Origin of the sequence: Fundidesulfovibrio magnetotacticus (genome assembly GCF_013019105.1) — a bacterium.
In the GTDB taxonomy this organism is placed as follows: domain Bacteria; phylum Desulfobacterota; class Desulfovibrionia; order Desulfovibrionales; family Desulfovibrionaceae; genus Fundidesulfovibrio; species Fundidesulfovibrio magnetotacticus.
Map to the genome: position 1 here is coordinate 175,807 of NZ_BLTE01000008.1, position 23,467 is coordinate 199,273.

General features: G+C 68.4%; 16 protein-coding genes and 2 tRNA genes. 3 read left to right on the forward strand and 15 right to left on the reverse strand.

The features are described from left to right. Window positions 1-6: 6 nt before the first annotated feature. From NNJEOMEG_RS10240 to NNJEOMEG_RS10250, 3 genes are all read right to left on the reverse strand, one after another. Window positions 7-1,686 (reverse strand): ABC transporter permease, encoded by a 1,680-nt coding sequence (locus tag NNJEOMEG_RS10240; protein WP_173084060.1) that lies wholly within the window; start codon window positions 1,684-1,686, stop codon window positions 7-9. Next, window positions 1,687-2,772, reverse strand: a complete 1,086-nt coding sequence (locus NNJEOMEG_RS10245; protein WP_173084062.1) for an ABC transporter ATP-binding protein — start codon at window positions 2,770-2,772, stop codon at window positions 1,687-1,689. 65 nt (window positions 2,773-2,837) lie between these two features. Continuing rightward, window positions 2,838-3,830 carry an ABC transporter substrate-binding protein gene (locus NNJEOMEG_RS10250; RefSeq protein WP_173084064.1) on the reverse strand — a complete coding sequence of 331 codons (993 nt, stop codon included), beginning with the start codon at window positions 3,828-3,830 and terminating at the stop codon, window positions 2,838-2,840. Window positions 3,831-4,044: 214 nt separating this feature from the next. On the opposite strand from NNJEOMEG_RS10250, the gene NNJEOMEG_RS10255 reads away from it, so the two are divergent. Then, window positions 4,045-5,940 carry a lipase family alpha/beta hydrolase gene (locus NNJEOMEG_RS10255; RefSeq protein ID WP_173084066.1) on the forward strand — a complete coding sequence of 632 codons (1,896 nt, stop codon included), beginning with the start codon at window positions 4,045-4,047 and terminating at the stop codon, window positions 5,938-5,940. A gap of 151 nt (window positions 5,941-6,091) precedes the next feature. Here the strand turns inward: NNJEOMEG_RS10255 and NNJEOMEG_RS10260 are convergent, their stop codons facing one another. The 5 genes from NNJEOMEG_RS10260 to NNJEOMEG_RS10280 all read right to left on the reverse strand — a co-directional run bounded on the left by NNJEOMEG_RS10260 (window position 6,092) and on the right by NNJEOMEG_RS10280 (window position 15,370). After that, window positions 6,092-8,629 (reverse strand): response regulator, encoded by a 2,538-nt coding sequence (locus NNJEOMEG_RS10260; RefSeq protein WP_173084068.1) that lies wholly within the window; start codon window positions 8,627-8,629, stop codon window positions 6,092-6,094. Continuing rightward, complete coding sequence (locus NNJEOMEG_RS10265) at window positions 8,626-9,234, reverse strand: chemotaxis protein CheB (RefSeq protein ID WP_235956925.1); 609 nt, start codon at window positions 9,232-9,234, stop codon at window positions 8,626-8,628. Before NNJEOMEG_RS10265 ends, NNJEOMEG_RS10260 begins: the two co-directional genes overlap by 4 nt. Then, the gene (locus NNJEOMEG_RS10270; RefSeq protein WP_173084072.1) at window positions 9,231-10,115 is read right to left on the reverse strand and encodes a CheR family methyltransferase; all 885 of its coding nucleotides are present in this window, start codon (window positions 10,113-10,115) and stop codon (window positions 9,231-9,233) included. Before NNJEOMEG_RS10270 ends, NNJEOMEG_RS10265 begins: the two co-directional genes overlap by 4 nt. Window positions 10,116-10,125: 10 nt before the next feature. Then, window positions 10,126-13,842 carry a response regulator gene (locus NNJEOMEG_RS10275; RefSeq protein WP_173084074.1) on the reverse strand — a complete coding sequence of 1,239 codons (3,717 nt, stop codon included), beginning with the start codon at window positions 13,840-13,842 and terminating at the stop codon, window positions 10,126-10,128. 349 nt (window positions 13,843-14,191) lie between these two features. Next, on the reverse strand, window positions 14,192-15,370 hold the full coding sequence (locus NNJEOMEG_RS10280; protein ID WP_173084075.1) for an extracellular solute-binding protein: 1,179 nt from the start codon (window positions 15,368-15,370) through the stop codon (window positions 14,192-14,194). A gap of 540 nt (window positions 15,371-15,910) precedes the next feature. Between NNJEOMEG_RS10280 and NNJEOMEG_RS10285 the strand changes: the two genes are divergently transcribed. Next, a complete protein-coding gene (locus tag NNJEOMEG_RS10285; RefSeq protein WP_173084077.1) occupies window positions 15,911-16,108 on the forward strand; it encodes a hypothetical protein in 198 nt (65 codons plus the stop codon). Between the two features lie 294 nt (window positions 16,109-16,402). Here the strand turns inward: NNJEOMEG_RS10285 and NNJEOMEG_RS10290 are convergent. The 7 genes from NNJEOMEG_RS10290 to NNJEOMEG_RS10320 form a co-directional block, all read right to left on the reverse strand. Further along, window positions 16,403-16,478: transfer RNA gene (locus NNJEOMEG_RS10290), tRNA-Glu, on the reverse strand. Window positions 16,479-16,484: 6 nt separating this feature from the next. After that, window positions 16,485-16,560: transfer RNA gene (locus tag NNJEOMEG_RS10295), tRNA-Lys, on the reverse strand. A 122-nt stretch (window positions 16,561-16,682) separates the two neighbouring features. Continuing rightward, window positions 16,683-18,278, reverse strand: coding sequence for a GHMP family kinase ATP-binding protein (locus NNJEOMEG_RS10300; protein WP_173084079.1), 1,596 nt, complete (start codon window positions 18,276-18,278; stop codon window positions 16,683-16,685). 25 nt (window positions 18,279-18,303) lie between these two features. After that, window positions 18,304-19,734, reverse strand: a complete 1,431-nt coding sequence (locus NNJEOMEG_RS10305) for a B12-binding domain-containing radical SAM protein (protein WP_173084081.1) — start codon at window positions 19,732-19,734, stop codon at window positions 18,304-18,306. 375 nt (window positions 19,735-20,109) lie between these two features. Continuing rightward, window positions 20,110-20,787 (reverse strand): GNAT family N-acetyltransferase, encoded by a 678-nt coding sequence (locus NNJEOMEG_RS10310; RefSeq protein ID WP_173084082.1) that lies wholly within the window; start codon window positions 20,785-20,787, stop codon window positions 20,110-20,112. Continuing rightward, window positions 20,784-21,497, reverse strand: coding sequence for a nucleotidyltransferase family protein (locus NNJEOMEG_RS10315; RefSeq protein ID WP_173084084.1), 714 nt, complete (start codon window positions 21,495-21,497; stop codon window positions 20,784-20,786). Before NNJEOMEG_RS10315 ends, NNJEOMEG_RS10310 begins: the two co-directional genes overlap by 4 nt. A 73-nt stretch (window positions 21,498-21,570) precedes the next feature. Beyond that, window positions 21,571-22,686, reverse strand: a complete 1,116-nt coding sequence (locus NNJEOMEG_RS10320; protein ID WP_173084086.1) for a radical SAM protein — start codon at window positions 22,684-22,686, stop codon at window positions 21,571-21,573. A 191-nt stretch (window positions 22,687-22,877) separates the two neighbouring features. Between NNJEOMEG_RS10320 and NNJEOMEG_RS10325 the strand changes: the two genes are divergently transcribed. Next, the coding region (locus NNJEOMEG_RS10325; RefSeq protein WP_173084088.1) for a hypothetical protein at window positions 22,878-23,467 on the forward strand (590 nt) is incomplete at its 3' end.

Below are 23,467 nucleotides of genomic sequence, written 5' to 3' on the forward strand. Positions count from 1 at the left end.
CCTGCCCTAGGCCTGGCGCGTGAAGCGCCGGATGAGGGTCTGGCCGGTGATGATCAGCAACAGGGCGATGCCCGCCAGGGCGGCGGAATAGACCGTCTCGCCGTCCTCGTTCAGGGTGTATATGGCCACCCCGATGGTGCGCGTGGAGGGGCCGTAGAGCATCACCGACACGGTGAGTTCGCGCAGGGCGGGCAGGAAGATCAGGAAGAACGCCGCCAGCATGCCCGGCCGCACCAGCGGGAGCACCACGTCGCGCAGGGCCTGCCAGGTGGTGGCCCCGCAGGCGCGGGCGGCCTCCACCAGGGAGTCGTGCACCTGCTCCAGGGCCGCCCCGTTGGCCTTGAGCGAGAAGGCCATGTAGCGCGCGATGTAGGCCACCAGGATGATCCACACGGTGTTGTAGATGTTCACCCCGTACTTGCCGCTCCAGGCCAGGATCACCCCCAGGGCGATAACGGAGCCGGGCACCGAGAAGGGCAGCATGCCCAGGAACTCCAGGAAGCCCTTGCCGCGCACCTTCATCTTCACGATGACGTAGGAGATCATCACACCCGCGAACATGGTGATGCACGCGGCGGCCAGGCCCAGGGTGGCGCTGTTGAAGATGGCGTCGCGGGTGAGCTTCCAGTCGAAGAGGATGTAGGTGTAGTTCTTCCAGGTCATGTTCTCCCAGGTGAAGGGCAGGCCGTAGGTCTTGAGCCCCCCCACCAGGAAGATGGTCGCCGTGGGCAGCACGATGGTGAAGGCGATGTAGGCGAAGCAGAAGAACAGCAGCGGCAGGCGAAGTCCGCGCAGCTTGAGCTCCATGGGCCGGAAGCTCTTGCCCGCGATGATCTGGTAGCGCCCCCTGGAGAGCACCTTGCTCTGCAGCCACATGATGAACGCCGCCGTGAACACCAGCACCGTGGCCAGCACCGTGCCCGTGCGGATGGACTTGAAGCTCCCCGCGCTCTGGTGGATACGTTCGTAGATGAGCGTTGGGATGTTGAAGATGCCCGTCTCAACGCCCAGCACCGCCACGGTTCCGAAGTGCGCCATGGAATAGAGCATGATGAGCAGCGCCCCCGAAAGAATGCTGGGCATCACCAGGGGCAGGGTGATCTTGCGCGTGATGGTGAAGAGGTCGGCCCCGGAGATGCGCGCGGCCTCCTCCAGGGTGGGGTCCATGCGCTCCAGCGCCCCGCAGACCTGGATGAAGACGAAGGGGAAGAGGTACATGGTCTCCACGGCCATGATGCCCGCGTAGGAGTAGATGTCGAAAATGGGGCCGGGCAGCCCCAACACGTCCATGAGGAAGCGGTTGATGTAGCCCGAGCGCGGCGAGAGGAGCATCTTCCAGGCCAGGGCCCCGATGAACGAGGGAAGCATGAAGGGCACCAGGAAGAGCACCTTCATGGTCCCCTTGAAGGGCAGGTCCGTGCGCGTGACCAGCCACGCGAAGAACGTGCCCACGGCCGTGCTCATCACCGTGACGCCGCAGGCGATGACGAGGGAGTTGAGCAGCGCCCGGTAGGTGTCGGGCTCGCCCAGGATCTTGGCCACGTCCGTCAGGTTGAACGCGCCGTTCACCCAGAAGGCGTTGAAGAAGATGAGCAGCACCGGCACGGCCACCACCACCACGAGGATGGCCACCGAGAGCCCCAGGATCACCTCAGCCGTGCCGATGGAACGTTGGCGGGCCGGCATCTAGCGCACCTCCTCCCGGGCCTCGGGGCCGAACCAGTGCAGGCCGCGAAGATTCACCCTGCAGCGCTCGCCCTCGGTGAAGAGGATGTCGCGCTCCAGGGCAGTGTGGGTGGGCGTCTGGACGCGCGCGCCCACGCCGTCGATGTCCAGCAGGTAGTCGGTCTGCGCGCCCAGGAAGCTGGCGCGCTTCACGGTGGCCTCCAGGCCCTCGCCGCGGCGCGAGAGCTCCGCGTCCGTGGGCCTGAAGCCCGCCGTGCGTTCCCGGAGGCCGTCGGCGGGCGGCTCGAAGGGCACGGCCGGACCCCGGCCGTTCACGCGCCACGCCCCGTCCTCCAGGGCCACGGGCAGGAAGTTGGCCATGCCCAGGAAGCGGAAGACATAGCTGTCGGCCGGGTTCTCGTAGACCGCCTCGGGCGAGCCCGCCTGGCGGATGCGCCCCGAGGCGTCCATGACGGCCAGGCGATCGGAGATGGCCAGGGCGATCTCCTGGTCGTGGGTGACGTAGAGCACGGTGATGCCCAGGTTGCGTTGGAGCTCCTTGATCTCGAAGCGCATCTCCTCGCGCAGGTGGGCGTCGAGGTTGCACAGGGGCTCGTCCAAAAGCAGCATGGAGGGCCGGGGGGCCAGGGCGCGGGCCAGGGCCACGCGCTGCTGCTGGCCGCCCGAGAGCTGGGAGGGAAGGCGGTCCTCCAGGCCGGTGAGGTTCACGTGGCCGATCACCTCGGCCACGCGCTCGCGCAGGGCGGCAGGCGGGGTTTTGGCCAGCTTGAGGGGGTAGGCTACGTTGGCCTCCACGGTCATGTGGGGCCACACGGCGTAGTCCTGGAAGACCACGCCCAGACCGCGCCGGTCCGGGGGCACGTCCACGCCGGCGGCGGGGTCGCTGATGGGCTCGCCGTCCAGGAGCACGCGCCCCGCGTCCGGGGCCTCGAACCCGGCCACCAGGCGCAGCAGCACCGTCTTGCCGCAGCCCGAGGGGCCAAGCAGCGTGAAGCACTCGCCGCGCTCCACCTCCAGGTTCAGCCCTTCCAGCACGGGGCGGCCCCCGTAGCCCTTCGACACCCCCTCCAAAGACACCTTGCCCATGCGCGCCGCCTTGGAGTCCGGCCGGGCGGCCCGGCCGGACGTTTGACCGGTTTCGAACCCGCCGACTACTTGCCCTGCATGATGTCGGTGAACTTCTTGATGGTGGCTTCCTTCTCCGCGATCATCTTGAGGTAGTCGAGCTTGATGGCCCGCTTCACGGCGTCGGAGGCGGCGGGGAGCTTGAACTTGGGGTCCACGGGCACGTCCGCGCGCACGGGCAGGGTGCCCTCGCCCGCGATGATGGTCTGGCCCTCCTTGGAGAGCAGGAAGTCCACGAACTTCTTGGCGGCGTCGGCGTTGGGGGTGTTCTTGAAGATGGCCACCGGGCTCGGGATCACGAGCATCTCGGGCGGATAGACCAGGGCGATGGTGGCTCCTTTCTCGATCTTGTCGTTGGTGATGTAGTCCACGGCCAGGCTGGCGGAGAGGTCGCCGGAGGCGGTGTCGTCCACCACCTGCCCGGAGCCCTTGCCCATCTTGGCCCCGTTGGCCTTGAGCTTCCCGATGTACTCCCAGCCGAACTGGGTCACCAGGGCGGCCACGCTCATGTAGGAGGTGCCGGAGAGGGCGGGGTTGGCGATGCCGTAGGTTCCCTTGAAGCGGACGTCCAGGAGGTCCTGCCAGGTGGCTGGGGCCTCCTTGATCAGGCGGGTGTTGTAGGCCACGCCCAGGGTGCCAAGGCGCGCGGGGGTGAAGGAGCCGTCGAAATCGGTGAAGGGATTGAGGATCTCCTTGGCCAGGGGCGAAACGTAGGGCAGGAGCATCCCCTCGGCCTTGAGCTGGTAGAAATCGGGCACTTCGGAGGTCCAGAGCACGTCGGCCAGGATCTTGCCGGACTCGCGTTCGGCGGCGATCTTGGCCATGAGCTTGCCCGCCCCGGCGGACTGGTAGTCCAGGGCCACCTCGGGGTGCTTCTTGGCGAAGGCGTCCTTGATCTGGCCGATGAGCGACTCCTTCATGGACGTGTAGACGATGAGCTTCTCGGCGGCCGGGGCGGTCCCGGCCAGGGAAAGGAGCAGGGCGAGGGACGTGGCGAGGGACGTGAGGGTTCTCTTCATGGACGCGGACTCCTTGGCTGGAGGGTTGACGGACTCCGGGCCTTCATGACGATCTGAAGACGATTGCATGACAATTCCGTTACATCGCCCGGAGAGTCAAGGCGAATCCGTCGGAATCAGCCCGACGGCGGCCCTTCCCCCCTGACCGAAACGGTTGCCCTCGGCCCCGATTCCCTTTAGCTACCCTGCCCAACACCATTGCGCAGGATACGCCATGCGACACACCACCCAAGGATGCCCCGTCCGGGCGGCCGCCCTCGTTTTCGCACTCTCGCTCCTGGCCGCGCTCTGCCTCCTGTCGGGCTGCGCGGGGGTCGCGGTGAAACCCGTGCCCCTGGAACGGCGCTTCAACGCCCTGGACCGCACGGCCATCAACTCCTCCGAACCCAGCGCGCTGACCATTGCCTTCCTCAAGCAGCGCGACCTGGACGCCCAGTGGCGCGACGACCCCGAAGGCCTCATCCAACGCCTGGACGACAAGTTCCACGCCGATCCGGGCATCGGCACGCTCTTCGCCCTGGTGGAGCTCTCCCACCTCCAGGCCAAACGCCTGGCCGCCGAGCCCGACCGCGCCGCCGCCTACGACCTTTCCTGCGCCGTCTACGCCTACCTCTTCCTGTTCGACCCCAAGGTGGCCCCCCCGGAGGGCACGCTGCGCCCCAACGCGCGCCTGGCCGCCGAGTTCCACAACCGCTCCCTGTCGCGCTACGTGCTCTACGCCCGCACCCGCGAGCTGCGCTTCTCCCCGGGCGACCGCCTGCCCATGGCCTCAGGCGCACTGGAGCTGCGCAGCCGCGTGGTGGACCTGCCCTTCGCCCCGGATGAGTTCTCCCAGATTCTGCTCTCCTTCTCCTACGAGGTCACCGGCTTGGACGTGACCTACTCCGTCCCGGGCCTTGGCGTGCCCCTCATCCTGGAGCGCGACCCCTCCGGCAAGCCCGACAGCGACCCCGCCCGGCGCTTCCTGCCGCGCATCCGCCAGGTGCTGGCCGCCACGCTCTTCCTGCGCGTGGACACCGGCCACGCCACCGACGCCGACGGCCAGCGCGTGCGCGCCTGCACCCTGGAAGTGCACGACCCCATGCGCACCGACTCCACCCGCGTGAACGGCTACACCGTGCCCCTGGAGACCGACACCACCACGCCCCTGGCCTGGATGGCCGCCCACGCCCCGTCGCCCCAGGGCATCAAGGGCCTCATGGACCCCGCCGCGCTCCAGGGAGTGCAGGGGCTCTACATGCTCCAGCCCTACGAGAAGGACAAAATCCCCGTGGTCTTCGTGCACGGGCTCATCAGCTCGCCCCTGACCTGGATCCCCATGCTCAACGGCCTCATGGGCGACCCGGAGCTGCGCAGGCGCTACCAGTTCTGGTACTTCTCCTACCCCACCGGCAACCCCGTGCTCTACTCGGCCAGCCTGCTGCGACAGTCCCTGGAGAGCGCCCGTTTGATCTGCGACCCACAGGGCGACAGCCCGGCCTTCAGCAACATGCTCATCGTTGGCCACAGCATGGGCGGCCTGCTGGCCAAAGCCATGGTCCAGGACCCGGGCGACAGGCTCTGGAACGCCCTGACCACCCTGCCTCCCTCCCAGCTGAAGGCCGCCCAGGACGTGCGCGACCTCGTGGAAAAGATCTTCTTCTTCCGCCCCCTGCCCTTCGTGAGCGAGGCCGTGTTCATCAGCTCCCCGCACCGTGGCTCCGAGATGGCCCTGGGCACCATCGGGGCCATCGGCAAGGCCCTGGTCACCCTGCCCTTCACCCTGGCCCGGGCCAGCGCCACCCTGCTGGCCACCCTCTCGGGCCTGGGCCACAAGCTCCACCTGGATGGCCTGCCCACGGGCATCGACAGCCTCTCGCCCAAGAACCCCATGCTCAAGATCATGGCCGACACGCCCGTGGCCGTGCCCTTCCACTCCATCATCGGCAACGAGGCCAAGGCCGGCGTGGCGGGCGGCACGGACGGCGTGGTGCCCTACTGGAGCTCCCACCTGGACGGGGCGCGGTCGGAATTGATCGTAAAGTCCGGACACGGGGCGCACGAACACCCCCTGGCCATCCGCGAGGTGCGCCGCATCATGCTGGAGCACGCGGCGAACCCGCCCCGCTAGGGCCGTGCCCGCGAGAGGGGCGCCCGTGTCTTTTGACGGCTCCCCGCCGGCTTCGCCAGCCAGCCGGCACGCTCGCCCCGGGGACGGATCGTGAGGGCGCGGCTCGAAACCGGCCGGGACGAAACGCCGGGCCGGGAGAGCGAGGCGGAAATCAGCCCGCGCGGTCGGCCAGGGCCTCGTCCATGGCGCGGTGCAGTTCGTCCATGTCGAAGGGTTTGGAGACGTAGCCGTCCATGCCCGCCTCCAGGAAGCGCTCCCGGTCGCCCTGCATGGCGTAGGCCGTGAGCGCGATGATGGGAATGCGCGCCTTCCCCCCCATGTCGGCCGCGCTCCGGATGGCGCGGGTGGCCTCCATGCCGTCCATGCCGGGCATCTGGATGTCCATGAGGATCAGGTCGAAGTCCTGGTCGCGCAGGGCCTCCAGGCAGAGCAGGCCGTTTTCCACGGCCATGCAATGGTGTCCTTGGCGGGTGAGGAGCTTCTTCACGGTGAGGCGGCTCACGGGTTCGTCCTCGGCCACAAGGATGCGCAGGCTTTCCCTGGGAGCGGCGGACGCGGCCCGCGCCCCGGGCTCCCGGGGCTCCTGTCCGCGCCTGTCGGCCGCCGGAACCCCCAGGCGCACGGTGCAGCGGAACACGCTGCCGCGGCCCGGCTCGCTGGACACGGTGATCTCCCCACCCATGAGCGAGGCCAGCCGCCGGGCGATGGAAAGGCCCAGGCCAGCCCCCTGGTGCGCCCGGGCATAGGAGGCGTCCACCTGGCGGAAGGGCTCGAAGATGCCCTCCATCTGCTCCGGGGCGATGCCGATGCCGGTGTCGCGCACGGTGATTTCCAGCAGGCAGACGCCCGTTTCCGCTTCCGGCAGGGCACGCATGCCCACCGTCACCGCGCCGTGCTCCGTGAACTTGAAAGCGTTGCCCAGCAGGTTGGTGAGGATCTGCTTGATGCGCAGGTCGTCGCCCAGCAGGACCCCCGGCACCGTGGCGTCCAGGTCCATGACGAGCCCCACCCCGCGCTCGCGGCGCGCGGCCTGGAAGATCTGGGCCACCTCCTCCAGGGCCTTGGCCGGGGAGAACTCCGCCCTGGCGAGCGCCAGCTTGCCCGCCTCCACCCGTGAAAGGTCCAGGATGTCGGCCAGGAGCTTGCCCAGGCGGCGTCCCGAGGTGATGGCCGTGGAGACGCTCTCGGACTGCTCGGGATCGAGCCCGGACAGTTGGAGCAGCTGGAGCATGCCCAGCACGCCGTTCAGGGGCGTGCGGATCTCGTGGCTCATATTGGCCAAAAATTCCGATTTGGCCCGGTTGGCGGCCTCGGCCGCCTCCTTGGCCGCCAGGAGGTCCTCCTCGGCCTGCAGGCGCTCCAGTTCGCCCCCGGCGCGCAAGGCCACCAGCTTGAGCACCGCCTCGGCCAGCCCCCGGTTCTCCAGGGGCCTGCGCCCGATCACCGCCACCAGCCCGATGGGCTGGCCCGCCGCGTCCCAGAGCGTGACGCCGACGTAGCTCTCGGCGGCGATCTCCCGCAGCACCTCGTCGCGGGGGAAGAGCGCCTGCACGTCGCGCGGGAAGCAGCAGACGTCCTGGCCCACCACCGCGCCGCAGGGCGTGTCCTTGAGGGCGTAAGAGATGTTGTCCTGGAAACGGCCGTCCTCGTAAAGGGCCAGGGTGCGCGCGGTGAGGCCGTCGCCCTCCAGGCGGTCGATGCACACGAACTCCATGCCGAGGGTTTCGGCGAGGTAGCCGGCCAGGGACTGGAAAAAGTTCAGGCTGGAGGGGCCGCCGCCGCAGGAGGCCAGGAAGGCCAGGGTGCGCTCCACGGTCTTGCGCTCGGTGACGTCGCGCCCCACCACCACGAGGCCCTTGCGGCCGCCGTCCCGGTGAAAGGCCGGGGCGCGCGCCACCTCGAAGATGTGCGAGCCGCCGGACAGGCGGACCTCGGACTCGCACCGGGTGGGGATTCCCGCCGCCCAGACCTCTTCGTCGGGGTCTTCCCCGGGGCGACGCCAGATGTCGCGGACGCTGCCGTCCGCCAGGAGTTCCCGATCCGTACGGCCCCGGTAGCCGTCGTCGTGGAGCCCGAAGAGCTGGCGGCAGGGGGCGTTGGCCTCCAGCCAGCGGCCCTGTCCGTCCTTGAGGCACACCGCGTCCGGGATGGCGTCCACCAGGTCGCGCAGGCGGGTGTCGCTCTCGCGCAGGGCGGCCTCGGCCTCCTGGCGCACGGCCACCTCGCGGCTGAGCGCGTGGTTGGCCTGCTCCTGTTCCGCCAGCAGGGCCTCAAGCTGGCGGCCCTTTTCCACGGCCTCCCGGGTGCGCAGGTCCAGCTCCAGGAACACCCGGACCTTGGAGAGCAGCACCTCGGGGTGGAAGGGTTTGGTGAGGAAGTCCACCGCGCCCGAGCGGTAGCCCATGAAGCGGTGCGGATCGTCGGCGTGGATGGCCGTGAGAAAGATGATGGGCACGCGCCCTGAACGGGGGTCGCTTCGCAGCAGCCGGGCCAGCTCGTAGCCGTCCATGCCGGGCATCTGCACGTCCAGGATGGCCAGGGCGAACTCGTGGCGCAGCACCTGGCGCAGGGCCTCCTGCCCGGAGGTGGCCCGCACGGTCTGGGCTTCCACTGGAGCGAGCACATGCTCCAGGGCCGTGAGGTTGTCGGGCCTGTCGTCCACGATGAGGATCTTGGGGAGGCCGGTCATGGTCTAGCTCCTGCGTGGTCCTCGCGCGCCAACTCGGCCAGCAGCGCGGCGATGCCTTGCACGTCCAGCACAGCCTGGGGCATGGCGGCCTCCAGGGCCGCCAGGGGCATGGCGGCATGGAGGGCCTCGGCGGGGTCTTGCACCACGGCCAGGCCGCCCCGTTCGCGCACGCGCGCCAGGCCGCGCGCGCCGTCGTCCCCCGCGCCGGAGAGCACCACGCCCGCAAGCCCCGGCCCGTAGGCGTCGGCGGCGCTCTCGAAGAGCACGTCCAGGGAGGGTCTGGCGAAGCGCACACGCTCGTCCACCGAGAGGGAAAAGCTTCTGTCGGCCTCCACGAGCAGATGGTAGCCCGGGGGCGCGAAATAGACCCGCCCGGGCAGCGCGGGCTCCTTGTCCTCGGCCTCGCGGACCTCCAGGGCGCAGCCGCGCCCGATGTAGAACGCGAAGTCGCTCTCCTGAAGGGGGGAGACGTGGAGCACCACGGCCACGGGCCAGGGGCAATCCCCTGGCAGGCGCGAGAGAATGCTCTTCAGGGGCTCCACCGCGCCCGAGGAGCCGCCCAGCACCACCGCCTCCACGCGCCGGTGCGCTTCGGGCGGCCTCACGCCCCCTCCCCGGGCGCGCCGTCCGGCCCCGCGCGCCTGTGGGCCTGGGCCGATGCCGGATCGACCTTCTTGTAGACGCGCCATTTCCTGTCGAACTCGGCGAAGGTGTCCCGGGCCCTTTGCCCGCCCAGGCTCTCCTTGCCGCCCAGCGCCAGGATGCCGCCGTGAGTCAGGCTGTCGGCCAGAAGCGCGAGCACCCTTTCCTGAAGGGTCCTGTCGAAATAGATGAGCACGTTGCGGCACAGCACCAGGTGCATCTCCCCGAACACGCCGTCCGTGGCCAGGTTGTGGGGCGCGAAGGTGACGTTCTGGCGCAGGGAGGAGTCCATGATCACGGAGCCGTAGCTGGCGTGGTAGTAGTCGGAAAAGGCGGCCCTGCCCCCGGCCATCTGGTAGTTGGCGGTGTGCAGGCGCACGGCCTCGACGGGGAAGATGCCTGCCTTGGCCTGTTCGAGCACCACGGGGTTGAGGTCGGTGGCGAAGATGGTGCAGCGCTCGTAGAAGCCCTCCTCGCGCAGAACGATGGCCAGGGAGTAGACCTCCTCGCCCCGGGAGCAGCCCGCGTGCCAGATCTTCACGAAGGGAAAGGTGCGCAGGTAGGGCACCACCTCCTCGCGCAGGACGCGGAAGAAGCCCGGGTCGCGAAACATCTCGGAGACGTTCACCGAGAGGGCGTCCACCACTTCCGGCAGGAAGGCCCTGTCGTGGAGCACGGAGGGGATCATGGCGGAAAGCGAGGGGGCGCCGGTCTTTTCCGCCAGGCGCCGCAGGCGGCGGAGCATGGAGGCCCGGGAGTAGTTGCGGAAATCGTAACCGTGGCGCTGGTGCAGCGCCTCCAGGAAGAGCCCGGCCTCGACGTTCTCGATGGCTGTCTGGTCCACGCGCTCCCCCCTACTTGTGCAGCCATACCCGCATGACGGACAAAAGCCTGTCCACGTCCACGGGTTTGGAGAGGTAGTCGCTGGCCCCGGCCTCCAGGCATTTCTCGCGGTCCTCGCGCATGGCCTTGGCCGTAAGGGCGATCACGGGCAGGCCCTGGAAGCGGCGCTCGGCGCGGATGCGCCGGATGGCCTCGTAGCCGTCCATGCCCGGCATCATGATGTCCATGAGCACGAGGTCCACGCGGGGCTCGCTTTCGAGCAGGGCCAGGGCCGTGGGGCCGTCCTCGGCCTTGAGCACGGCCAGCCCCTTTTCCTGGAGCACCTGGGCCAGGGCGAAAAGGTTGCGCATGTCGTCGTCCACCAGGAGCACGGTGCGGTCCTTGAAGGCGGCGTCCTTTTCGTAGAGGTGCAGGATGGCCTCGCGCTTGCGCTGGGGCATCGCCCGGACCACCTGGTGCAGGAAGAGGGCCGTCTCGTCGATGAGCCGCTCTTCGGAGCGTACGCCCTTGACGATGATGGAGTCGGCCTGTTCGCGCAGACGGCGTTCCTCCTCGCGGCTGAGTTCCCTGCCGGTGTAGACGATCACCGGAGGCGGACCGGCGGGGCACCGCGCCTTCATGCGGTCGAGCAGTTCGAATCCCGTCATGTCGGGCAGGCCAAGGTCCAGGATCATGCAGTCGAAGCGGCCCTGCTCCAGGGCCTGGAGGGCCTGCGCGCCGCTGCCCGCCTGGCGGATGCGCACGCCGGGATCGCCGATGAGGGCCGTTACGGCCGTGCGCAGGGCCTCGTCGTCCTCCACCAGGAGCAGGTCCTTGATGTCGCTGGTCCAGACGCGCTCCAGGCGGCCCAGGGCCTCCTCCAGGCTCTCGCGCGTGGCGGGCTTGGGGAGAAAGCCCACCGCGCCCCTGCGCAGGGCGTCCAGGCCGCCGTCGGCCCCGGACATCACGTGCACGGGGATGTGGCGCAGGGCCGGGTCGCGCTTGAAGGCGTCGAGCACTTCCCAGCCGCTCATGCCCGGGAGCCTGATGTCCAGCACAACCGCCGCCGGGGACTTGGCGCGGGCAAGTTCCAGGCCGTCCTCGCCCGTGGCCGCCGCCAGGGCGTGGAGCCCCCTGTCCCGACAGAGGCGGGCCAGCACGGCGGCGAAGTCCGGGTCGTCCTCGATGATCAGGACGGCGGGCACGCCGGGGCGCAGAACGTCCCGGTCGTCGGAAATGACGGCGGGGGGCGGCGTGCGGGGACGCTCCCGGGGCGCAGCGTCCCGGACCGGGTCCGCCCCGGAGAAGACGCCCGACGCCGCTGCGTCGCCGCCTTGGTCCGCGCGCGCGGTCCCCGCTGGATCGCCGGCGGAGGGCGGGCCTTCCAGGGGCAGCACGAGCGTGAAGGTGGCCCCTTCGCCGGAACGGCTTTCGAGCAGGATCTCCCCGCCCAGAAGCCGGGCCAGCTCGCGGGAGATGGTCAGGCCCAGGCCCGTGCCGCCGTGCCTGCGGTCCGTGCCGCCCTCCAGCTGCCGAAAGGCCTCGAACACGGCCTGATGCTTGTCTTCGGGAATGCCCGCCCCGGTGTCGGCCACCGAGACGGCCATGGAACCCTCCCCGCGGGTCGCGAAGCGCACCGTCACGCCGCCCTGCTCGGTGAACTTTACGGCATTGGAGACCAGGTTGCGCAGGATCTGCTCCACGCGCCGGGGGTCCGTACGCACGGTCGCGGGCAGGGCCTCCTCCACCTCCACCAGAAGGGAGAGGCCTTTCTCGCGGGCCAGGGCCTCGAAGGTTTCGCGCAGGTTCTGGGCCATGTCGCGCGGCCCGGCGTTCTCCAGATCCAGGTCCATGCGCCCGGCCTCGATACGGGAGAGGTCGAGAATCTCGTTGATGAGCCCCAGCAGGTCGTTGCCGCTGCGGTGGATGATGCGGGCGTACTCCACCTGCTCGGCGGAGAGGTTGCCCCCGGGGTTGTCCATGAGGCTTCGCGAGAGCAGCAGCAGGCTGTTGAGGGGCGTGCGCAGCTCATGGGACATGTTGGCCAGGAATTCCGACTTGTAGCGCCCGGAGCGTTCCAGTTCCCGGGCCTTCTGCTCCAGGCCCACGCGGATGTTGTCCAGCTCCACGTTCTTGAGGCTGATCTCGGCCTTCTGCAGCTCCAGGAAACGGTTCTTCTCGAAAAGTTCCTCGTTGACGGCGCGCAATTCCTCCTGTTGCTGCTGAAGCTCCTCCTCGGAGGCGCGCAGGGCGTTGGCCTGCTGCTCCAGCTCCTCGTTGGTGGAGCGCAACTCCTCCTGCTGCACCTGGAGGCGCACGGCCTGGGCCTGGGTCTCGTCCAGGAGGACGCGCAGGCGGCGCTGGTTCTCCATGGAGGCGAAGGCCTGGGCCACGGCCCCGGACACGGACTCAAGGAATTCGAGCTTCGCGTCGTCGAATTCCCCGAACGCCCCCAGCTCCAGCACGGCCAGCACCTCGCCCTCGTGCGCCATGGGGACCAGGACCACGCTGCCCGGCCGGGCATCGACCAGGGCGGAGTTCACGCGCAGGGCGTCTCCGGGCAGCCGGTCCACGGCGAGGATGCGCCCCTCCAGCGCGGCCTGCCCCACCAGCCCCTCGCCCGGCCGGAAGGACTCCGGCAATTCGCCGCGCGGGGTGAAGGCGTAGCTGCCGTACAGGCGGAACGCGCCGTCGCCCCGCGCATAGAGCGCGCCGACCTGGGCGTCCAGCCAGCGCGCCAGGAAGGAGACCACGCGGGCGGCCATGGCGTGCGCGTCCTCTTCTCCCACGAGCAGGGCGGCCAGTTCGGTCCTGCCGGTCTTGTGCCAGTCGTTGAGGGCGTTGGCCTGGGAGGCCAGGCGCAGGGCGCGGATCATGCGGTCCAGGGCCTGGCCCAGGGCGTCGCGCTCCGAGGACGGGACGGCCTCGCGGGTGAGGTCGCCCTCGGCCACGGCGCGGGCCACGCCGATCTTGTCCTCCAGCCCGGCGCGCAACAGGCCGAAGGCCCGGGCCAGCTCGCCCATCTCGTCCCTTCGAGTCATCGAGAGCGGATCGCCAATGTCGCCCGCGGCCACGCCCTTGAGGCGCCCCACCACCTCGCCCAGGGGCACGGTGATGCCCCGGGTGACGAAGGCGGCCACCGTACCGGCCGCCACCACCGCCAGGGAGAGGAGAACGAGCATGAACAGGATGGCGTCTTCCCGCTCCCGCCGGGCTTCTTCCAGAAAGAGCCGGGCGCGGTTGCCCGCGAAATCGAGCATCACCTGGATGCGTTGCAGACATTCCTGGGAGTAGCGCCTGGCCGACGTGACGGAGCGGACCTGCTCCTCGCGGGGGCGTCCCTCCCGGTGCGAGGCCAGGGCCTGGTCCACGAGTCCGCGCCATTCCTGGATCGCCTCCCGCACCGCGACCCTGTCCTCCTTGCCGCCAAGGTAGCGTTCCTCTGCCAGGGCAAAATGCTCGTGCAGATGTTCGAAACTCTTCAGGATTTCACTCCGGCGGGACTCCACGGCAGCCGGGGGGACCCCGGGGACCAGTTCGGCCAGGGCTGCGTCGATGACCCTCGTGTTGCCGCGCATGTCGCGCAGGGCAGTGTTCACGGCGAATGGATGGCTGTAAAGGCGCTCGGTGATCCGGGAGAGCGTGTCGATCTGGCCGAGGGCCACGGCGCCCACGGCCATGGTCAGAAAAAGCATCAAGGCGAAGCCGACCTTGAGCCGCGTGCCTATGGAGAAGTCGTTGATGCCCATGGATACACTCCCGCTTCGGGCGTTGCGCCCGTCCCTTCCTGGTATCCCAGAAAGGGGGGCGGCGTGCAACAACTCCCGGGACGCTGCGCGATGGTCCGGCCGCGGCGCCGGGAAGGCCGAAGCCCTGCGCAGCACGGCAGGGGCCTTCCGACCTAGGCCTGGGAGTGGCTGCCGGACTTCTACGGACCAGGCGGACAACACGGCTGAAGGACCGGGCTGAAGCGGAAATCAACCGCTCAAGGGCTGCCGGCAAAAGATTTCAGACGCGGGGCTCTCTAAGCGGACGCTTGCCTGACGTGGGGCAGCACAACCCGGGAGCTCCCCTGCTGAATGCCGCCCCGGGGCGAGGTCACCGGGTCTGGGGCAGGAAAATGCTCGCCATGCGGTGCTGGGTGTTTTGCAGGAGAGCGTCGATGGTCTCGGGGTGCTTGAGGAAGGCGCTGAAGCACCCCAGCCCGATGTCGGCGGCGGACTGCGGCGTGGCGAGGTCGTAGTTGAAGGCCCAATGAGGGGCCCGGTAGGTGGCAGCCAGGATTCGCCGCCGCATGTCGCTGTAGGCGTCTCCCGGCACGCCGGTATTGGGGGCCAGGGCCCCGGAGCCACGGCTCATGGCGGTCTGGGCCTGCACCCCGGCGAAGAACAAGAGGGCCGTGTCCCCGGCCTCGCTCGTCCCGCCCCGGGATTTCAGCAGCACGTCGATGGGACCCAGGGCCGCCAGCGGCACGCCGGGGTCGATGGTGGGGAACACGAAGAAATCGTAGTCCTCTCCCTCGCTCCAGGACGGATCGCCGCTGTAATGGCCGATGATCCAGGTGCCCATGAGCGTCATGGCGGCCGTTCCGTCGCGCACCGCGCCGGCCGCGCCGGCCCAGTCGTCCGCTTCGGGGCGGGCCGTGAACGCTCCTTTCTCGATGAGTTGCCCCCAGAGATCGAAGACCCGCCGCACCTCCGGATCCGTGTAGGCGCGCAGGCCCTGCATCAATTCCTGCCTGTATTGCGGCCCGGCTGTGCGCAGCAGGATGTAGTCGAACCAGAACTGGGCAGGCCAACGCTCGCGGTTGCCCAGCGCTATGGGCGTGACCCCCAAAGACGCAATGCGCTCGCAGAGCTGCACCAGCTCGGTCCAAGTGGCTGGCGTGGTCAGACCGTGGGAGGCGAAGAGCCGTTTGTTGTAGAAAAAGGCTACGTAGTGCTGGGTGACCGGGATGGCGAAGGGCCTGCCGTTGTAGATGCAGGCCGAAGCCACAGCGGGCGTGAAGCATTGCCGCAGCCCTCCGGTGTTCCAGATCGCGTCGAGCGGGTCCACAGAGCCTGCGTCCACCAGGGCCTGGACCTTGGCCCCGGCCCAATAGGAAAAAAGCATGGGCTTCTTGCCGCTTGCGATCCTGGAGAGGATGCCGACCTTGAACATCTCGTGTTCCAGTCCCACCGGCACCACGGAGTATCCGGCGGCCTGGCGGTTGAACTCTTCGATCATGTTCTCGATGCCGCCGCTCAGGTCGCCCGTCCAGTAGTGGACCAAATCCACGTTACTGGCCGCTACAGAGGATTTGGCCGCCCCTGAACCAGCCACGCCAAACAGCGCGATGACGAGCCAAAGCACGACGAAGCCAGCCGGTTTCGCACGGCCGTTCCTGAACGGTCCTCCGGCAGCGTGCTCTTTACGGCTGGAGTCGAGTGTACGATTATGGAGGATCGCGTGGCGTCCCATTGTTCCTTCATGAAACATAGTCCAAAAGACGGCAAGGGCTTGTTGCGCGAAATGAAACCACCGGACCCCGAGGCGGCCTGAATGCCCAAGCATGAACTCTTGGCCCTGGCTTCTACCACTATACACAGCTTTCTCAAAGGTAGGGGAACACGAAGTCTCCACGCGTCCAGTTGTCATTGTATTCATGGTTCGGCAAGATAGGTGGAGGAGTAACCTATGCGTCAATGCGTCCTTCTGCTTGTTTTGCTGTCCCTAGCCCCCCTAGCCAGTGGTTGTGCCATAGGTGTTCTGGCTGCTGGCGTAGGCTATGCCACTTCCGCCAACAAATAGGCCAAGTCAACGCAAGAAACTGTGCGCGTGAAGTATGTTGAGGCTTACAATCAATACAAGATTGAGATAGAGAAGGTTAACCTTGAAAGGGAAAAGGCTGGATTGCAGCCAAGACCCATCATGGAATATGCTGACTGGATGGCTCAACAACCAATGGATGTCATGCGTGCGCCAGAGCAAAAACAGGTTGCCAGAAGGGAAGACGAGCCTGAGTTTTCCAAGTAGCACCTTGTGATGCTTTAAAAATTTAAATTTCACAGTCCTTGTTGACCTTCCCAAAATTGGGATGGTTAACCACCAACAAAAAAGCCCCGAAGGATGGCCAAGGGGGCTTCTCTCATTCTAGGCCTACTCGCCCACTTCCACCAGCTTGGGCGTGTAGATGTCCATGAAAGACTTCTGGCAGGCATGACAGTGCACTGCCATCCTCCTAGGACAGCGGAGTGATTTGGAAAATGTGTCCGGGATGTGTCCAGAACGAAAAAAGGACCCCGGATTTCTCCGAAGTCCTGTTTTCTTTGGCGTCCCCAAGGGGATTTGAACCCCTGTTAGCGGCGTGAGAGGCCGCCGTCCTAGGCCACTAGACGATGGGGACGCGATGTGGTGGGCCGTGCAGGATTCGAACCTGCGACTCTCTGCTTAAAAGGCAGGTACTCTACCAACTGAGTTAACGGCCCATCCGCGTGAGCGGAGGAACCCTGTACCCGCACGGCCTCGCGCTGTCAAGAGAATTGCATCTACTTGCTCAAGACTGCCGCGTCAACTGAAATCTGAAAACTCCCGGGGCGAGGGCCGGCCCTCAGCCGATGCCCTGATCCCCGGCCAGGCGCTCGCGCACCACGCTGGTCAGCAGGTGCACCAGCATCATGTGCACGTCCTCGATGAACTGACAGTTCTCCGAGGGCACGATGAAGCACTCCTCCGCCACGTCTTTGAGCCTGCCCCCGGCGAAGCCCGTGAGCCCCACCGTGCGCGCGCCGCGCTCCCTGGCCAGCTCCATGGCCTTGATCACGTTGGGGCTCATGCCGCCCCCCGAGATGCCGATCACCACGTCGCCCGCGTTGAGCAGGTTGCGCAGCTGGCCCGAGAAGATGTCCTCGAAGCCCACGTCGTTGCCCCAGGCCGTCATGAGCGGGATGTTGTCCGTGAGCGGGATGGCCCTGAAGCCGCGCCGACCGTTGACCGCCACGGTCTTGGCCAGGTCCGAGCAGAAGTGCGAGGCCGTGGCCGCAGACCCGCCGTTGCCCATGATGAACACCTGCTTGTCGGCCTCGTAGGCCTCGTGCAGGAGTTGCGCGATGCGCCCGATCTGGCGCTTGTCCAGGCGGCTGACCACCGCGCGCATGCCCAGCAGGTAGCCCTCGGGCGTGATGGTGGCCTTGAAGCGCCCGGCGCTGTCCAGGGTGATCTGGGAGCCGCCGTCCTCGAAGTCGAAATCCAGCTCCTGGAGCCCCAGGGCGGTCAGCTCCCGACTGATGCCCGTATGCGCCGAGGGGTCGGCGAACACGAGAAGGAAGCCCCCCCCGCCCGCGCCCGTGATCTTGCCGCCCAGGGCGCCGTTGGCCATGGCCGTCTCGTAGTAGCGGTCGATCTCGGGGTTGGAGACCTTGGAGGAGAAGCGCTTCTTCTGCTGCCAGGACTCGTGCAGGAGCCGCCCGATGCTCGGGATGTCCCCGGTGGTGACGATCTCGCGCATGCGGTGCGCCGTCTCCTTCACGCGGTGCAGGGCGTCCAGCACGGACTGGTCGCGGCCGCTGGTGGCCTGGCGCTGGCCTTCCAGGATGCGCGCGGAGTCGCGCGAGGAGCCGGTGTGGAAGAGCATCAGGTGGGCGCGCAACTCCGTCAGGCGCTCGCGGGCGAGCGCCACGGGCTCCACGCGCGTGCCCGAGGCGTCGAACGTGAGGAAGTTCAGTCCGCCGTGGGCCGAGGCGTACTGGTCCTGCATGCCGATGGGGCGGCCAAGCACCGTCAGTTCGATGTGCGTGGCCAGCTCGGCCACCTGGGCCTTGTCCAGGGCCTGCCCGGCGTAGGCCCCCAGGGCGCGCGCCAGGCTGGTGGCCACCGCGCCCGAAAGCCCCAGGCCCGACCCGGGCGGAATGTCGCTCTTGAGCTGCAGGAGCACCCCGGAACGGATGCCGAAGTGGCGCAGCATGGCCTTGGGGATGCGCAGGGCGTCCTTGAGGTTGGCCTGGTCCAGGTCCGCGATGCGCTGGTGGAGCTGGTAGTCCGAGGAGGATATCTCGATCTCGCGGCCGGGGATCTCCTGGAGCACGGTATGGAAATACTTGTCGATGGTCACGGAGAGCACGGCCCCGCCGTGTTCCTCGTAGTAGGCCGGGAGGTCGGTGCCGCCGCCGCCGAAGCTCAGGCGGACCGGGGATTTGGCGATGATCATGCGTTGCGTCCTCGATGTCGCGGGATCACAGATAACTTTTGATGCGTTTGAGCCCGGCCGAAAGGCCGGTGGCCAGCGCGCCCCAGCCCTGGAAAGGCCGGTTGAGGGCCGTATGGCGCGCAAGCGACGCCGCCAGGGACGCCAGCCGCTCCAGGGGCCGCACCCTGCGCCGCGCAAGCGGCAGGAGCAGGCGCTCCAGGGCGGGGTGGCGCGACATCCAGTAGAAGTATGCGCTGAAGGCGTCCAGGGCCTCGGTGTCGGGCTGGCGGACGGTGGGGCTGTCGAAGCGGCGCGCACCGCTCTCGGCGGCCCCGATGAGGCCCAGGGCCAGGGCCTGGTCGTAGACTCCCGTGCCCCGGTAGGGCTGCAAAAGCCCGGACCACGGGTGGTTGAGCGGCCCGAGCGCCTGGTTCAGGCGCAGGGTCTCCAGGGCCTTATCCAGGGTCTCGCCCGGGAGGTTGAACATGTTGAAAGTGGAGAACACGATGCCCCGGGCCGTGAGCAGCGCCGCCGTGCGCTCGATCTGGGCGCGCGAGATCTTCTTGCCCAGCACGTCGTTGCGCAGGGCGTCGTCGCCGCTCTCCACGCCGAAGGAGACCATCCGGCATCCTGAACGAGCCAGGAGGTCCACCAGGGACTCGTCCACCAGATTGGCGCGCACGGAGCACATGTAGGGCAGGCCCACGCGCCGGGCGTAGCCCGCCAGGAACTCCTCCAGCCAGGGCCTGTCCTGCACGAAAAGGTCGTCCACGAAGGAGAAATGCGTGAGGCTGCCCCGGCGCTCCCGCAGCAGGGATTCCATCTCTTCCAGCACGCGCTCCGGGGAGTGGCGGCGGATGTAGGGGCCTTTGCCCTTGTAGAGCCCCCGGATCAGCTTGTTGTAGCAGAAGCTGCAGCTGTAGGGGCAGCCGCGCGCGGGCATCACCTCGGCCCCGGAGCCGGCGGCCAGGGCGGGGTAGCGCGCGGCGTAGAGGGTGCGGTCCGGCGGTGGCAGCTCGTCCAGGTCGGCGCGCAGGGGATAGAGATCGGCCTCCGCGACGCCCGAGGCGGTCTTGACCAGGAAACCCGGGACGCCCGCGCCGTCGCCGCCCGCGTCCAGGGCGTCCAGGTAGTCGGCCAGGGCGTCCTCGGCTTCGCCCCGGCAGAGGGCGTCGATGCCGGGCTCCCGGATGAACTCGGGGAAGAAGGTGCAGTGCGGCCCGCCTGCCACCACGCGCAGGCCGAAGCGGCGCTTGGCCTCCAGGGCGGTGTCGGCGGCCCACTGGTGCACGCCGCTCATGATGGAGAAGGCGACCACGTCGGCCCCGGCGCGGCCCACTGCGTCCCAGAAGCCGCGGCCCTCTTCGGCCTGGACGATCACGTCGGCCCGGTGTCCGCGCGCCTTGAGGGCGGCGGAGAGGTACATGGGGCCGAAGGCTTCGTAGCCGTCGCGCTGGAGGAAGAGGATGGTGGCCACTGGCTGGTCGTCCGTTCCGTTGCGCTCCCCCCGGGCGGGCGGGGAGGATGATTGATCGTTTTTTTTGGGTCGGTATGGCCCCTGGCTGCCCTGTCCCGCGCCGCGCTCGCGGATATATTTGAAGAATATCCACGAGCGCGGCACGGGACAGGGCAGCCAGGGGCCTGTTCATCCGGTCGCCGGGCGCTCAAGCCCCAGCTTCATAAAACTCTCTTCCGCGCGCAAGGCCGACTCCGGCGAGCCAAGCATTGTTTCGCGCTCACCGGCCCCCAACTTGGGAGTCCAGAGGGCGAAGCCCTTTGGCCGCCGGAGGCTTCGCTTTACTCCAGCCTCGCTCCCCAAGTCCTCCAGAGGCTCTCCTGCTCCACCCGCCCCCTACTTGCGCATGTGCAGGGCCACGCTGGCGCGCTCCAGGCGGTAGCCGTTCTTCTGGTAGAAGAGGCAGGCCGGGACGTTTTCGCTCTCGGTGGTCACTTCGATGCGTTTGAGCCCCCTGGCGGCGGCCCAGGCCTTGAGGCGGCCCAGGAGCAGGGAGCCCCGGCCGCGCGCCGCCGGGAGCACGGAGATGAGGTCGATGACTGCAACGGCGTCCCTGATCTTGAAGCTCACGAAGGCCCCGTTGTCCAGGAACTTGAGCACGTCGGGCGAGGCCATGGTGTTGGCGATCCAACGGGCCTGGTGGCGCGTGCGCTCCTCCGGGGCGATCATGGGGTCCAGCCCGAAGCGGCTGAAGGGAAAGTTGGCGGCGTGGGCGGCCAGGTCCGTTTCGGGGAGCGCGCAGGCGGCCTGGGGTTCACCGGCGGCCGCGCCGCGCGCCCCGGCCAGGTCCAGCACGAAGGCGGGCTGGGTGCAGACCTTGCGGAAGCCCAGGCGCTGCAGGGCCTTGGAACCCTCGATGTCCTGGGCGTCGAGCTTGGCGTCGGCCATGAAGGGTCCGGCCAGGGCGTCCAGTTCGCGGCCCAGGGGTTCCGGGGCGGGGTTGACCACGCGGTAGTAGTCCACGGCGAAGGCCTCGCTGTCGAAGGCCTGCCGCGCGAGGCAGGTGGGGTTCAAGGCTGTCCTCCGGGTGCGGCGTAGAGTGCGTTGGCGCGCTCAAGCTTCTCGGGCGAGCCCACGTCGATGAGCGGTTCGTCGATGGCGTGGCCGTGGAGCTCGGCCCCGGCGGCGAGCATGGCCGGGAACACGTCCCTGCCGAAGTCCGAGAAGCCCTGGGGCGGGATGAAGTCCAGCACGGAGGGCTCGCAGGCGTAGACTCCGGCGTTGGCCAGGTCGGTGAAGGCCACGGGGGGCTTTTCCACGAAGCGGGTGATGCGTCCTGCCCCGTCCAGGTCCACGAGGCCGCACTGGGTGGGGTTGTCCACGCGGTAGAGGCCCACGGTGGCCTGCGCGCCCGAGGCCTGGTGGGCGCGCGTCAGGGCCGACACGTCGAAGGCCGAGAGCACGTCTCCGTACCAGACCAGGAAGGGCTGGCGCAGCAGGGGCCGGAAGGCGTTGAGCGCCCCGGCGGTTCCCAGCAGCTCGGGCTCGTCGGAGAAGTGCAGGCGCACGCCGAAGGCGTGGCCGTCGCCGAAGTGGGCGCGCACCTTGTGGGGCAGGTGGTGCAGGTTCACGCAGACGTCGGTGAAGCCGTGGGCCGCCAGGTGGCGCACGGTGCGCTCCAGCACGGGCACGCCCGCCACGGGGACCATGGGCTTGGGGCAGGTGTCCGTGAGGGGGCGAAGGCGCGTGCCCAGGCCCGCGCAGAGCACCACGGCGGTCTTCACGCCGGGCTCCCGGCGGGGACGCGGCCTTCGTTGCCCGGGCGACGCCGCCGGGCGCGGAGGAGGGCCGCGCTCGTCACGCCGCGCCTCCGTCCAGGCCCGCTTCGGGCTGGGGCGGGACGGCGTCGCGGGTGCCGGGCAGGGTGGTCTCCACCTGGATGAAGGCCGCGCGGTCGTTGACGTTCATCTCCTTGTACTGGGGGCACTTGGCGCAGGTGGACATGGCCCGGGGCGTGTTGATGGTGGCGCGCACGGCCTGGAAGCGCTCGTTGTTCCAGATGTCTTCCACGCCCTCCACGGCCAGGTCGCCCATGATGTCCTTGGAGAGCATGCACAGGCGCACCTTGCCGTCGGACTGCACGAAGACCTCCTCCCAGGGGCGGGGGCATTTCTTGTGCAGGGCGGCGGCGGGCTCCAGGAGGGTCTTGCCGGAGAGGTCGAAGCGGTCGGGGATGGTCAGGCGGATGCCGTGGGTCTGGGCGCGGCGCAGGGCCTCGTCGAGGACGGCGTTGGTGAGCTCCTTGTGGTCGAAGAGGATCTCGTCGACCATTTCGCGCCCGTAGGCGATCATGTGCACCATTTTGGCCTCGTCCATGCCCAGCTCGGCGGCCATGTCCACGAAGTCGGGGAATTCCTCCACGTTGGAGCGCATGCCCACGAAGACCATGCGCATGTGCGGGTGCGTCACGCCCAGGGCGCGCTTGCGCTCCACCACCTTGCGGATGTTGGCGATGACGGTGTCGAAGTTCGCGCCCTTGCGGATGCGATTGTAGGTCTCGGCCTTTGCGCCGTCCACGGAGAAGTTGAGGAAGGCCAGGCCGCCGGCCAGGAAGCGCTCGATCATGGCTTCCTTGAGGAGCATGGCGTTGGTGAGCACGAAGATGCGGGGCCCCCTGGGGGCGAGGAGGTCGAAGTATTCGCCCAGGTGCTTGTTCATGAGGGGTTCGCCCCAGCCGAAGAGGGAGGCGTCGTGGGCGGTGTCCCAGAAGGGTTCGGTCTTGCGGAAGATGTCCGGCTGGAGGTCGCGGCCCACGAAGTCGCGGTGGGACTGACCGCACATGGCGCAGCGCAGGTTGCAGCGGTTTGTGGTCTCGAAGACCAGGCGCTGGGGCCTGGATTCGAGGACGGTACGTTCCTGGGCGAGTTCGAGATCGTTTAGCGCCTTGTTGTCCACGGCGGCTTGACTGGGCATGCGGGGTTCCTCCTGGCGGGGGGGGAGTGAAGCATCTTTTGCACCGTAAGGCAAGGCCGGGCGGGCGGCTCCATTTTTTCAACTTTCTCCCCACATAGCGCTATGTGGGGTGAATTTAATTTCCTCCTGCATACACTGCACGGTCATCGGTCCCCCGGCAGGACCGAAAACACCGAAGGAGGAACCTTCCCATGACCACGCCGATCCATTCTCAACTGCTGGAGCGCGAGCCCTTCCCGGCCGCCGCTAACCGGCAGGCGGCCGAGCCGCCCGCCATGCCCGGGGAGCACGTCGCCCCCGGATTCGTCCCCTACCAGGAGCTACTGCGCCACCTCTGGGCCAACCCGTCCTGTGTGAACGCCCTGTGCGGCCACAGCCCCGCGCTGGATTGGGACGCCCTGCTGGACCACGGCCCCGAGCCCGCCGACCCAGCCGAGCACGCGCACTGGAGCGCCGGGCGCGAGGTCCTGGAGCGGGTCAAGCCCGCCCTGAAGCAGCGCGAGGAGCACCTGGCCCGCTACCTGAAGCAGCGCGACTACCAGGCCGGACTGGCCGTCCTGCGCTCGCGCGACCCACTCTACGAGGGGACCATGCGCATCATGGACCATTACGTCTCCAAGCTTCCCGAGGTGCTGCGCAGGCTGGTGATGCCCGCGCTGGCCAGGGAGTTCGGCCTGTTCTCGGAGTTCTACCGCGTGGCGCGCGAGGCGGCCTGGCTAGTGAATAGCCACGCCCGGGCCCGGCGGAGCACGGCCCGCTCCAGAGCGGCGGCTCCTGCGGA

Excerpts from the sequence above, each read along its gene's own strand:
- NNJEOMEG_RS10260 (WP_173084068.1), bottom strand. The coding sequence starts at position 8,629 with ATGACCGGCCTCCCCAAGATCCTCATCGTGGACGACAGGCCCGACAAC.
- NNJEOMEG_RS10300 (WP_173084079.1), bottom strand. The coding sequence starts at position 18,278 with ATGATCATCGCCAAATCCCCGGTCCGCCTGAGCTTCGGCGGCGGCGGC.
- NNJEOMEG_RS10255 (WP_173084066.1), top strand. The coding sequence starts at position 4,045 with ATGCGACACACCACCCAAGGATGCCCCGTCCGGGCGGCCGCCCTCGTT.
- NNJEOMEG_RS10240 (WP_173084060.1), bottom strand. The coding sequence starts at position 1,686 with ATGCCGGCCCGCCAACGTTCCATCGGCACGGCTGAGGTGATCCTGGGG.
- NNJEOMEG_RS10320 (WP_173084086.1), bottom strand. The coding sequence starts at position 22,686 with ATGCCCAGTCAAGCCGCCGTGGACAACAAGGCGCTAAACGATCTCGAA.
- NNJEOMEG_RS10250 (WP_173084064.1), bottom strand. The coding sequence starts at position 3,830 with ATGAAGAGAACCCTCACGTCCCTCGCCACGTCCCTCGCCCTGCTCCTT.
- NNJEOMEG_RS10275 (WP_173084074.1), bottom strand. The coding sequence starts at position 13,842 with ATGGGCATCAACGACTTCTCCATAGGCACGCGGCTCAAGGTCGGCTTC.
- NNJEOMEG_RS10245 (WP_173084062.1), bottom strand. The coding sequence starts at position 2,772 with ATGGGCAAGGTGTCTTTGGAGGGGGTGTCGAAGGGCTACGGGGGCCGC.